The 12,356-nt window shown below is 37.7% G+C and carries 13 protein-coding genes; 8 read left to right on the top strand and 5 right to left on the bottom strand.

The window, feature by feature from the left end; all coding sequences use genetic code 11:
* Positions 1 to 58 precede the first annotated feature (58 nt).
* Positions 59 to 1,348, top strand: a complete 1,290-nt coding sequence (locus tag EEX84_RS12205; protein WP_123165931.1) for a nucleotide-binding domain-containing protein — start codon at positions 59 to 61, stop codon at positions 1,346 to 1,348.
* A 39-nt stretch (positions 1,349 to 1,387) separates the two neighbouring features.
* Here the strand turns inward: EEX84_RS12205 and EEX84_RS12200 are convergent, their stop codons facing one another.
* The 4 genes from EEX84_RS12200 to EEX84_RS16520 all read right to left on the bottom strand — a co-directional run bounded on the left by EEX84_RS12200 (position 1,388) and on the right by EEX84_RS16520 (position 4,571).
* Positions 1,388 to 1,888 (bottom strand): Pycsar system effector family protein, encoded by a 501-nt coding sequence (locus tag EEX84_RS12200; protein ID WP_123165930.1) that lies wholly within the window; start codon positions 1,886 to 1,888, stop codon positions 1,388 to 1,390.
* Entirely contained in the window at positions 1,889 to 2,593 is a 705-nt protein-coding gene (locus EEX84_RS12195) for a hypothetical protein (protein WP_123165929.1), read from the bottom strand. It lies immediately after the preceding gene.
* A 709-nt stretch (positions 2,594 to 3,302) separates the two neighbouring features.
* Positions 3,303 to 4,175: an Abi family protein gene (locus EEX84_RS12190; protein WP_158599122.1), complete on the bottom strand. Its 873-nt coding sequence runs from the start codon at positions 4,173 to 4,175 to the stop codon at positions 3,303 to 3,305.
* Between the two features lie 252 nt (positions 4,176 to 4,427).
* Positions 4,428 to 4,571, bottom strand: a complete 144-nt coding sequence (locus EEX84_RS16520) for a hypothetical protein (RefSeq protein WP_158599121.1) — start codon at positions 4,569 to 4,571, stop codon at positions 4,428 to 4,430.
* A gap of 315 nt (positions 4,572 to 4,886) precedes the next feature.
* Between EEX84_RS16520 and EEX84_RS12185 the strand changes: the two genes are divergently transcribed.
* Positions 4,887 to 5,342, top strand: coding sequence for a hypothetical protein (locus tag EEX84_RS12185; RefSeq protein WP_123165927.1), 456 nt, complete (start codon positions 4,887 to 4,889; stop codon positions 5,340 to 5,342).
* 147 nt (positions 5,343 to 5,489) lie between these two features.
* Positions 5,490 to 5,792, top strand: a complete 303-nt coding sequence (locus tag EEX84_RS12180; protein ID WP_123165926.1) for a hypothetical protein — start codon at positions 5,490 to 5,492, stop codon at positions 5,790 to 5,792.
* Positions 5,793 to 5,837: 45 nt separating this feature from the next.
* Here EEX84_RS12180 and EEX84_RS12175 read toward each other — a convergent pair whose 3' ends face one another.
* Positions 5,838 to 6,947 (bottom strand): RNA-guided endonuclease TnpB family protein, encoded by a 1,110-nt coding sequence (locus tag EEX84_RS12175; RefSeq protein WP_123165925.1) that lies wholly within the window; start codon positions 6,945 to 6,947, stop codon positions 5,838 to 5,840.
* A gap of 502 nt (positions 6,948 to 7,449) precedes the next feature.
* Here EEX84_RS12175 and EEX84_RS12170 point away from each other — a divergent pair.
* The 5 genes from EEX84_RS12170 (at position 7,450) to EEX84_RS12150 (ending at position 12,257) form a co-directional block, all read left to right on the top strand.
* Entirely contained in the window at positions 7,450 to 8,088 is a 639-nt protein-coding gene (locus tag EEX84_RS12170) for a YczE/YyaS/YitT family protein (protein ID WP_123165924.1), read from the top strand.
* A gap of 468 nt (positions 8,089 to 8,556) precedes the next feature.
* Positions 8,557 to 8,745 (top strand): hypothetical protein, encoded by a 189-nt coding sequence (locus EEX84_RS12165; RefSeq protein WP_123165923.1) that lies wholly within the window; start codon positions 8,557 to 8,559, stop codon positions 8,743 to 8,745.
* Between the two features lie 260 nt (positions 8,746 to 9,005).
* On the top strand, positions 9,006 to 9,887 hold the full coding sequence (locus EEX84_RS12160; RefSeq protein WP_123165922.1) for a hypothetical protein: 882 nt from the start codon (positions 9,006 to 9,008) through the stop codon (positions 9,885 to 9,887).
* Between the two features lie 47 nt (positions 9,888 to 9,934).
* Positions 9,935 to 12,010, top strand: coding sequence for a phospholipase D family protein (locus EEX84_RS12155; protein WP_123165921.1), 2,076 nt, complete (start codon positions 9,935 to 9,937; stop codon positions 12,008 to 12,010).
* A gap of 31 nt (positions 12,011 to 12,041) precedes the next feature.
* On the top strand, positions 12,042 to 12,257 hold the full coding sequence (locus EEX84_RS12150) for a hypothetical protein (protein WP_123165920.1): 216 nt from the start codon (positions 12,042 to 12,044) through the stop codon (positions 12,255 to 12,257).
* The last annotated feature ends 99 nt before the right edge of the window (positions 12,258 to 12,356 follow it).

Genomic DNA, 12,356 nt, shown 5'->3' with positions numbered 1-12,356 from the left:
ATTTTATTATGAGTTATTTTGCCACTCAATAAAATTGAGTGATAGTTAGGAGATGCTTATGGAAAAGTTGAAACCTCTTTTCGACCAATTGTTTGCTCAGAAAGTTCCGGATCAAGTACTAAAAAAGTCGAATTACAATGTTTTTGAGAGAATTGCAGAAACGAGAGATCTAACTACTGTACTCCTGATTAAAGAACAATTAAGAGAAATGTTTGGTAAAAAAGGAAAACCATATTCAGAAACTATTGGTATTCATCCTGACTTTATAGATTTAGAAGAAGGTGAAAGCAGGAATCAATATATATGCTCTTTGTTTTTAGATATCTCTGGATCAACCAAGCTGGGATTAAAATTTCCTTTGCCAACTGTTAAATTTTATAAAAATGCTATATTGCAGTCTGCTATAGAAATATTTCAGGTGTTTGACGGGCATATTCATAGACTTCAAGGTGACGCAGTTTTTGCTTATTTTGGTCACAAAGGAATGAAGAAATCAGACGCAATTATTAATGCTCTAAATGCTGCATCACTTATGCAAGCTTATAATAAATATACTCTTTCAGAGTTTTTTATAGAAAACGACTTAGATCCTCTAAAAATTAGAGTAGGTATAGATATCGGAGATGAACACCAAGTTTTATGGTCAGCATATGGATTAGGTCAAATTAGCGAAGTTACTTCGACAAGCATTCATACGGATTTAGCTGCGAAATTACAAGGACAAGCTCCTAGAAACCAGATTCTTGTAGGAGAAAACTTATATTCTTATTTAGATCTACCGGAGGAATTTTTAAAAGTTAAAACATATACAGAAAATGGAGAAAAAAAAGAAGCAAAACATATTCTTTATGATAGTAATTTAAAAGTCTATTATGGAATGCGGTTATTTGATTGGGAAATGTACTTAAAATCTTTTGCCTTTTTACCAAAAGAGCAAAGCGCCATCTACAAATCTCCTGAAGACTTTGAAATCATATGTCAGGTTGCAGAGGAATCGAATAATATAATCCAATACAAAAGCAACAGCCGGATACTTGAAAAAGGCGTTGCTTTAGGTTTTAAAATTTCTTTTAAAAAGAACCTGGCACTCTTAAAGCCCTCTAGCATTAAATGGACGGTCATAAACAGCGGGATGGAAGCAAGCGAAGGAGAAGATACTTTAATATTTGAAATGGAAGAATATAAAGACAAGAATATCTGTGTACAATATACTGCCTATAATGGACATCATTATATGGAATGTTCGTTTTATGATTCACAAAATAGATTAATGGGAAAAGACAAATTCGGTTTATATGTTAATGATGAGAAACTTCCGATGAAAGATATAGGTGTTTACGATACTTAAATACAAAAGCCCCAGCTCATTATGAATTGGGGCTTTTGTTTATGAGAAAACCCAGCTTAGTAAAGAAATAATGATGCCTATCATAAAAATTATAAGACCGGTTCTTAAATACTTATATTTCTTTACACATATGTTAGCTAAAGCTCGATTTTGTTTAGCCATTCCCTCTAGAAATTCTTCATTTGTTTGATTATGAATTAATGTCGTATACTCTTCATCGTTTTCAAAAGCGGTAATTCCAGCCCATGACATGCAATATTCTTTGTTTATAGAATAGCGTGGCCATACGACGATTCCAAAGAAAAAAGACGCCAAAGCCAAAAAAAGAACACCTATTATTAAAAAAAATTCTGAGAGAGAAGTTTCTGTATAGTTATTCTCTCTGACAATATTACCGAAAAAACCTAGCAAAATTAAATTAGCACTTATAGCAACACCAGCTTTGGTATCAGCAAATTTAATGTAATCTCCAATATATACTAGGTTGTGTTTATGATAATCATATAAGCGTTCAATTTTCTCTGGGCTTGAAGAATCCATTCAGTATCTCACTCCCCACCAAGATTCATCATTAGTATCTTCTCTTCGTAAATCAGTAGGCATCATATTAAACTCGAATGATTCTTTAGCACCTTCTTTTTCAATAATGTATTTGCAAAGATGATCCATTCCAATGTAATAACCTCCATCTTTAACTAGTTTTTCTAATTTGTGAGCAACATTGACTGCATGACCTATTGAAATTAACTCAGTATGCCGCTCATTTCCGAATTTTGTAACAATTGTATCTTTACCGTAAGTTAAAGTAAAACGATATTGACTTTTGAGCATTCCTTTTTTATCTTGGAGATAATGATCCATTGTCTTAATTGCATCATAGGCTCTCAGGACAGCTTTGTTCATACTCATACTTACTGCAGGAAAATGCATGCTAATTCCATCACCTGGGAATTTCTCGATGATACCATTGCTACCATATATAATATTGCTCAAAGATCTAAATAAATCTTGAGAGTCGGCAGCATATTCTTTAGCACCGTTTTTTCGGATACTTAAACTAGAATCTGCTAAATCAAAAACGACAGTAGCTGCCGGTAATTCGGCTGCGACTCCTATCATGCCTTCCGGAAGGTCAGTAATAGAAAAATGTTTTATTAAATCAGAGGCTAAAAGACTGTGCAATATCATAGTTTCTGTTACTGTCTTACCGCCAGAATTAAGCTTAACAATTTTTAATTGATTCAAATTTTTCTCTCCCCTCCTTTAATAAAATACGACTATTCAAAAAGTATATTTTTAATGTATTTATCTGTCAATTATCTCATGAAATTAAATCGCGTCTCACTGTCAGAATCAATTCAGATTATTATTTAGAAGATGCCGTATCCAATAACCTAAACAGTTAACGGTTACGGTTTTCATATTTTTATCTGGGAAGTTAAAAATTCATAATTGCTATTGCTCATTACACAGGGAACACCTGGGGATAGCTGGTAAATCAATTTTACTGATTTGTCCTGGCCATTTCCTTCATTATCATATCGATTGATTGATGGATACCTAGAATCGCTTCCCAGAGAAACGGAAGAAATTTTCAACTTATAAAATTATTCATAAAGTGACCTAACTAACCTTCTACATTGGCAATTAATTTATAGAGTAATACATGAAACTTCAACAAATCCTTTTTTAAAAAGCCTCCCTGTGTCAAACACAATTCAACTTATACAACAAACTTGCATAAGAAATCCGCCCTATTCAACTATAGAGCGGATTTCTTTTACATGAAAATCGAAAAAGCAAAGTAGTCATAATTGTTTCGCACACAGGGAGCATTTGGGGAATTCTGGAAGTAGAGGCGGAATCTTAATATCGCTTGCCAAGGAAAGAAACAATTTTACATGATTGCGGCAATACCCTGCACTTGGAAAAATTAAACAAACCTTTTAATAGTTTATAACCAATTTTCCCAATCGCTTGGAAACCCTATATGTCTCGTATCAACATAATCACGGTATTCTTCTATCAGTAATGCCAGTGAATCTATGAAAACTGCACGTTCCTTAGCATTTAGTAACTTACATGCTATAAGGATGGCAGCAAATACTTCGTCATTTTGGATTTTCTCTTGCATATCATCAAATAGCTTCGGCCGTATCGTTAATTTCTTCCCGTAAAGTCTGCCATGATGCGCACATGTATTTCGAATTGTCGTTAAGGTATGTAGCCAGCTTTGCATATAGACAAAAGGGACATTATAATATTCTTTAGAGATAACCGACTTGTCTTTGTTTTTAAGGTTTTTAAAAAGCATGGATAAAGTTGAAAAGGATAATACTTCAACTGCAACCCAAATAGGGAAAACACCTTGATATTTCGACTGGTGATGTGCGACAAATAGCTCTGTCTTATTGTCTTTAAAAAAGCGATCTAAGTTTGTTAAGAACTTTTCATGATATACCGGGCTATTGAAGTGTTTCGCTTCTTTATATCCAAGAGGGCCGTATGTATGGGCGTGATGATAGGCTATGTGGGTTCGAAATGCGATTTCAATACTCTCGATTACACCGATTAATAACTGGCGAAGTTTCTTGTCAAACTCATACAGCGCAACCAATTGATTAAAAGTAGTGTCTGGCCGGTACTGATCTTGTTGTCCGTCCTTCAGAGTTAATCCATATGCGGTAAGTCGATAGTAATTGATTCTTTTCAGGCTAGCTATTGCTTCTTGAGAATCAGTCACTTCTATCCCTCTATTTTTAAGAATATCGAGCTGCTGTTCGTATGTCTTTGCTTGCTTAATACGAATTGGTTCCGAAGCACCCATGGCCAAAACCTCCATATACAAAAAACGACCCACCGTGGTCCGCATTGTTAAGAGGCGTGGTGGGTTCTGTCAATTTTATTATAGAGTTTATCATTGAGAATGTCTGCTGAGAGAAACTATTTGACGGAATTAGAAAACTTTTAGACGCTTGCGCAGTGCCGCGCCACTGCTTTCTTTTGGGTGTCTGTTGAGTTGAAAATTAAAGTAATGCTCATTAAAAGAAATCTTGGCGTGATTGCCTGTTGTAGCGCTTCAAGGAACAGCTTTGTTTTCGTGATGGACGAATTGATTATAGGCTGGATCCATTGCACTTAGAATTTCTTTTCCAGCATCGCACGTCATCCCATCGCTTTCATATGGCGGCCGATGGTCCGTTCGTAGACTGTGAGCTGCCATAGAAAATCGCTTCCCATGTAAGAAACAATTCTAATCGATTTTGAAAATACACTACAATTTATACTCCATACATTGCTACACTTGCTGTATTAACCTTTCGGATGTGGTTTTTTCTTTTTAATCACCCGTATAAATTGTTTGGGAATTGTGTCGTTCCCTTGGAAGCTAAAGATACAATATGGAGCAAACAAGGCGACGTGATAGAATATAAGTTAACGGAACAGTAAATCTTCTTATAGAAGCCGTATCATCTTGCCCAGAAGGAATCGCAACATACATGAATGATAGATGAATTGAAAGGAATGGGATAGCAAAGTGGACAAAACCGTAGAACAAAAAATGAACGAGATGCTCGAAGTGTTCAACCGTCTTCCGAATTGCAGGATTGAACCGAATGAGGGCGATCGGCTTCTGATCGCCAGCCATAAACCGGTTCCCTGGAGTGACGCGCTTGAAAAGAAGGACGTGGAATCGTCGCATAAAATCGGGTACATTACGCCCCATAAAGCGGCGCTGGGTCTCTATATTGATTTCCCGCATAATTATTTGGATATTGACAGGGTGGAGGAAATCATCGATCCCGAAATCACATTGACTTATTACGCGCCAGGCACCAAGATGTCAAATGTGAAAAGCTGGTGGAGGTTCCGGTCAGACGAAAAGTTCGACAGCATCCACCTGGTTCTGAGAAAAACAGAGCTGGCGCTGTATGATTTCAAGAGAGAAGAATGGGTTGGGTTGATGGAAGAAATAACTGACGTTCATAAATGATTGGTAACATACCGGGATAAAATCGCTCTCTGTGTCAAACCCAATTCAGTTTATAAACCGTATGTACAGGTAAAAAATAGCCGTATCCAGTGCCCTTAAGGCTTACCGGATGCGGCTTTCGTCTTTTATCGGGGAGCTGCTGGATTATTGCCGGACCATGTCTCTGCCACCGAACACCTGTATCCGCACCTGCTGGCCGATTATCCACATGAAGTGAATGAAATTTATACGGCCTATATTTACCGCCTGATCGACCGGGCTTCCAACCGCAAGGCACATGTCTGGCATTGCTTAGTTGTTGCGTTTCAGGAAGATTCTACTGGAAGGAACGATTTTCAGGACTGCTTTCTCGGAAAAGAAACAAAAAAACGCTTCGTGAACTACCCCCACTTAAATCTTTCAGATTTTGAAGTGGGGGCTTCTCGACTTATCGCCACTTCTGCTAGCTGACGAAAACGGACCGAGCTACCCCTCGTGTTCCACGAGTTCTTGTTTTCAGGACAACTCCAGCATCAACCGTCCTTCGTTCTTGATGTTGATGGCGGCGTTCCAGTCCCTGTCGGAGACGAATCCGCACGCACAAGAGAAAGTGCGTTCCGACAATGGCATGTCTCTTCTATGACCACAACTCGAACAGGTCTTTGTCGAAGGGAACCACTTGTTGATTTTGACCAGTTTCTTCCCTTGTTCGCCTAATTTATAGTGGAGGAAAGCCGTGAACATTCCCCATCCATTATCGCCCACGCTCTTGCCGAACCGGAGGGTTTGCGCCATTCCCTGCATCTGCAAGTCTTCAATGACCACACAATCATAGTGCGTCACCAATCGTCTTGCTGTTTTGTGCAGAAAGTCCTTCCGCTGATTCGCCACGTGTTCGTGCAGGCGGGCGACTTTGATCCGCTGCTTTTCGTAGCGGGAAGACCCTTTTGTTCTGCGCGACAAGATCCGCTGTTCTTTTGCCAGTTGTTGTTGGGCCTGCCGGTAGAAACGAGGGTAATTGGCTATCTCACCCTGCTCACTTTCGACATACAGCCCGTTCATCGCAAAGTCGAGTCCGATGATTTTCTTGATCTCTTTTTTAATAGGAGTACATTCAAATTCCGTCAGAATGGAAATGTGGTATTTTCCCGTTGCAGAACGGGAAATGGTGCAAGACTTAATCAGGTGGCAAGAAGGAATTTCCCGATGCAGTTTCAATCTGACGAGTCCAAGTTTCGGTAATTTGATCTGGCTCGCCAAAAGCAGTATATTCCCGTTCACCCGATTCGTCGTATAGGACTGCTTCGTTTTGCGGCTCTTGAACTTCGGAAACTTTGCCCGTCCTGCGAAGAAGTTGGTGTATGCTTTTTGCAGGTTCAGCTGGGCATTGGCGAGTGCCAGGCTGTCCACTTCTTTGAGCCACTCAAAATCTGTCTTGTACTTGGCGGGAGTCGGGAATTTCTGCTTCTTCAGCAGTTCCTTATCGTCTTTGAATTGCTCATAGATTTCCTTGCGTTCAGCAAGCATTTTGTTATAGACAAAACGAACACAGCCGAACGTTTTCAGCAGTAGCTGTTCCTGTTCGTTTGTTGGGTACAGACGGAACTTATACGCTTTGTTCGCCATATCAAATCACCTCGCTTTCTTACTTTGATTATACCCAGAAAGGAAAAGAAAGACCATTTTGGCTGCGCCAATCGAAATTCATCTCCCCCTTACCGCTGGGCTTCGCCCGTTACACACTTGAAGAGGGAGACTTCTTTCGGGAAACGTTAAAAACTAAGAACCAGTTTTGTCATATTTCTGGTGGGGGATTCTCCTCTGATTTTTCCCGGGCTGGAAGAGGCTAATCGGGTAATTTACTCGCTGTAAAAATAATCATCCTTCCATTAAACTGAAACCCGCTGTCTTGTGTTCCCGCTTTTTTGTAAAAAATATGGTATCATGGAGATAAAATTTTTAGTTGGAGACATCACTTTATTGCTAAAAACAAGACTTTTTGAAAATGTGTACTTAAACTGACGTGGCAGTTAATTTAGCGATACTATTTTCTTAAAAAAGTTGAGAGTTATGAATACAATAGTCTGCTACTGATTATAGAAACGAGAATGTATACGAGGAAAAGGGGATGTATGTGCGAAAAATCGGTAAATCATTTTTAGTCTACTTTATTGGGATTCTCATATTAGCATTAGGAATTTCTCTCATGATTCAATCTCAATTAGGCGCTTCGCCATACGATGCATTACTCGTTGGTTTATATCGTACATTTGGATTAACCATAGGTAGTTGGGAAATTATAGTGGGGTCTGCTGTGGTTTTGCTTAATGCAGTAGCTTCAAAATCAAGACCCGAACTATTAGCTTTGTTGACCTCCCTTGTAACAGGAATTGGTATTGATACATGGCTTTGGTTGTTAGGAGAATGGTTAATACCAGATCATTTATTGGAACGAGCTTTATTAGTAATACTAGGCATTCTTTTTACTGGAATAGGTATTGCGATTTACTTGGAATCAAGCTTTGCACCGAATCCTATGGATCGTTCGATGGTTATTTTAACAGATAAAACAGGGTGGTCTTTTAGTAGGTCACGGGCGATCATTAGTATTGTATTTGTGGTTATCGCTTTTTTTTTCAATGGAGATATTGGTATTGGAACGTTGCTAAACGCATTAATCACAGGGTTTATTATCCAGTGGATTCGCCCATATGTGTTGGTCATTCTTTATAAACATCCTGTCCCAAAGGCGAATGCCAGTCAATAGTTCCATAATCTATACATTTTTTTAATCGCGCCCAGAAACAATTACCGTTATACAAAAATAGTGCATGAGGAATTCTGGAAATCCAGAGGTGGAGGGATTCTTCATGCATTTCATATCTTGGCGTAAATAGCCGTAATTGAGCCGTACACAGTGGTTGCCCTATAGAAAAACACCTCCCTGTGTCAAACACAATTTAAGTTATACAATAAACCTGCATAAGAAATCCGCTCTGTTCAACGATAGAGCGGATTTCTTTTCGATAATATTGGGAAGCTAAATATTCATAAGTGTTTGTAGCACACGGGCAACCTGGGAACTACTGGAAACGGAAAGGTGGAAAAAGCAGTGAATGACACTTTAAAAGAACGCTTGTCAATAAACTTTTCTCTTTCTTACTTTTATGATTGAGAAGTTAAAAAAGATCCTCATAGACGCTCAAGGGCAGAAGAAGATAAAGAAAAGTTATTGATGACAGAGTTGCCGGATGGGAAACTGTCGATTGCGATGTCGCAGCTCTTTAAAGCGGACCAAAAAGCACGTAGCGACAATCAGATCAACGTAACGAAAGAAGTGCGTTATAACGACTACAAACAACCGACAATTTATATTCCATACATTGACACACCCGCTGCATCAGCATTTGGGTGTGTTTTTTAATTCAACTATATACACACCCATGCAGTTCAGGTTCTTCGTGCAGAGATAATCAACAGAGTCTATAGTGGCCACGTCGTTAAAATCTTTATTGGTATAAGGAAAAATTCAAAAGAACGATTAGTCAGAAGAAATCCGATGGAAGTTTTAAAAAGTAGACAGAAATATATAAAAATTCAACTGGTAATATGTTACTGTTAAAGGGTAATTATAACTATGCTCATGCTTTTGAATATGAATAAAGAAATGCGGAGGTATATTCTATGGCAACAATATATAATGCTATTTACAGAAGTAATAACAGAGAAGAAATAATTGATATATTTGCTATTAACCCAAAAAACTACTCTGAAAAATACAGGAACAAATTATTCTGCAGTGAACCGAATTGTTTCGCTAAGTTGTGTTATGTTGTCATGCCGGGGAATAGTAAACGCAGCTATTTGAGGAAATGGAGAAATAGTCCTCATAACGAAAACTGTTTTCATTATACAGAAGAAGTGAAAAACGGGGTTAGAAAGCACAGTAGTAGAACAAAAACTGTAATGGCATCAGAAGAGCAAATCAGCAGGTCGTTAAAACGTGCTTTAGAATTAGAGTTGATGTCCGAAGAAGAAAGAGAAAAAAGAAGAGAGGAAGACAGAAGAAAGAGGGAGAATGGAATTCGGCGTAATAGCGGTAATAATAGTTCAGAACAACTTTCAATGGAATTAGTAACAAATCCGGAAGAGTTGGCAGCTGCTTCAGATGAAACAAAAGGCAGCAGATTATTGACCAGAAACATTGATGCTTTAAAAAACGGAGACGTAGGGAAAACGCGGACCGTTATAGGTTCATTTTTAGAGTTAGAGCATACAAAAGAAAGAATGATTGTAAGAGTTGTGAGAAATAGTAGTTTCTTGGATATTAAATTTGAAGAAGCATTCTTTGTAGCCGCTCCTGAATATAGCGATATATTTCATTTAATCGAGAGGTTTGCAAAAGAAAACAAGCAAACGATCATTTTAGCAACTGGAGAAGTAAGAAGAAGCGAAGATAAGAACGAATTCAGTGTAAGTGTTTTTGATAAAGCCGGGTTATCGGTGCATGGTAAAAGGTTAGTGGATTTGGCAAGAGAATATTCTTTAGGTCACTTTAATTTTTGACGTAGTTTCAGCTTTTTGAAATTTCTCTTTAATAGGAGGTAAAAAAGATGAGTGATCAAAACCAATTAAATTTATTCGAAGAAGAAAAGGTAAAGTCGGAGAAAACTACTTATTTGCAAGTCATTCTGAATGGCGAAGTTAGAACGATGTCGTTGGAAGAGCTCTTTGATGCAGAAAATTATACCGAGCTAAAAGCTGTTTCTTTTGTAGCTTCACATCATTTCTTCTTCAAGACTACCAAGCGTTTTCAATCCGTTCAATTAATCTTAGGCATTGAAGATGGCCATGTGGCAGGAAACTTTACCGAAGGACTCCAAGGTTTATTAGACATTGAAAAACGCATTAGCTACTTTCAATCCTTGCCAAAAGATGTGCAACGGGAAATCCAAAACAATCGGTTTCAAATCCGGTATTCGAAAAAAGGAACTCCCATCCATTCGAAAATTTATTTACTAAGTGGAACTCACAGTAATCGTGTAATAATTGGGTCGGCAAATTTTACTGAAGCAGCTTTAGGGAACCAAAAGCAATATGAAGAATTGTTAGTATTCGATAACCATAATTTATTTGGTATTTATCAAAAACGATTTGAGTATATTTATCAAGAAACGGTTGATTTTATTCCGGAGAAGGTTAAATCAAAAATCATGTTAGAACCAGTCAATATAGCTGATCCCGAAGTTTTAATGGATATTCTTTTTGACGAAGCAGAGAAGAAACGGATAATGGTTGAACTGACAGAAGCACAAGTTGAAGAATTCCATCAGGCGGCTGACAAGGTCGAGAAACAGAAAGAAGAAGTAACTCAGTTCAATCAAGTAATTGAAGTAATCACTAAAGTTAGCCGGAAATCAGGAAAGCGAGAATTATTGCCGATAAAGACTTTAAGAACGAAAGCCGTCACGATAAAAAGCAAGATATCAAAGATGAACAAAAAATCAGCAGAAGCAGACCACCGTCAACAACTCATCTACCACACTGCCTCCGAGAGTCTCTATGCGCCAGCTCCTTATACTGAAGGAGAAGAAGAGAGCCCGCTTATTCAATTCACTCAAAAGATTAAAAATGTTGAATCCCTGAAACAGCAACTCGAGCTTATCAATAAGTTTATCGATTCCTATCATTTGTTTACAGTCCAAAACGACCCGAAAGTTCAATCAAGAATTGCCGAAGCTATATTGTATGCATTTGTTTCCGCGCATATTTGGAGAATGAGAGATCATTATGCTAACGAGGAAGGACGTGAAAATGTCCGCAGACATGTACCGCCTTTTTTGATAATCGCTGGGCGATCAATGTCGGGTAAAACATCGGCGTTAGAATTTATCAGTATGTTGCTTGGGAATACCAATCCATATATGTCTTATGAACAAGTAAGTGCAAGAAATATGTTAAATGACTTTTTTCATTCTTCAAATGTAAGTCCTTTATTAATAGATGAAATCGATGCAAAATTTTTCCGCAGTACAGCAGCAGACAAAGGGGAGCGCTTAATAAAAGACATTACCAATAATCTTACTGGCCCTCATCCTGTATTGATGGGGACAACGAACGCTAGTGGATTTGATGCGAACGCTCAATCCTCGTCCCGCATTTACTATCTGCAAATCAATAACACTTTTCAAAATCAAAAATTAATAGAATCCAGTACTTACCTCAGCAATTTAATGAATGAAACGAATCCAACTCTTTATAAAGATTTCACTTATCGCATGGGAGAGAAGATTAAACACGGTGAAGAGTTTTATTCTACAGAAGACTTTTTGAGTGGAGCTAGAGAGATTTTTAAAGAATATTACAAAGAATGTGATATGCCATTGCCAGTCTGGTTTCCAAAATCAAAATTTAACGATTACCAAGAAAGAGGACAACGCCTGTGGCGAGAATTATATAAAAGTCATTCGGATTCGTTTGATTTCCGAAAAGAGAATACCGTTCTTGTCCACATTGATAACTTCTCAAGTCAAAATCGACGGGATCGTGATACGCTTGTAAACTATCTTCCTCCAGAGTGCATCAATGAAGACAGTTCTGTGTTATTGCTGAATCAGAAATTGTTTAAAGAGTACATCGAATATGATAAGTACTTTAAGAAAAGTATATTTAGACGGATATTTAAATAAAAAAATGGCTTATACAAAGGGAGAGAAATAAATGGCGACTTACAAAGATATTCAAATTTATATTAAAAGTGAAAATGGATATGTAGCAAAAACGTGTTGGATCGCTCATATGAAAGAGCTACATGGGTTGAAGCCAAGAATTTCAGCAAGAAGAATATCGCCTGATAAACGGATGCATCCCTGTCCAGAAAATAAGAAAGCAGATATTCTGGCTGCATTTAAACATTTTGGGATGGTATCAAGTTAAATAGGAAGAATAGACAGAAAGAAATTTTGAAGAGAAGACATTTGAAAATGCCTTTCAACCAAATCATTGTATATTCATAAATAATATAGAAGGATAGGG

The organism is Planococcus salinus (assembly GCF_003719725.1).
In the GTDB taxonomy this organism is placed as follows: Bacteria; Bacillota; Bacilli; order Bacillales_A; family Planococcaceae; genus Planococcus; species Planococcus salinus.
Note: the sequence above shows the minus strand (reverse complement) of the source record. Positions and strands in the feature narration are given on the sequence as shown.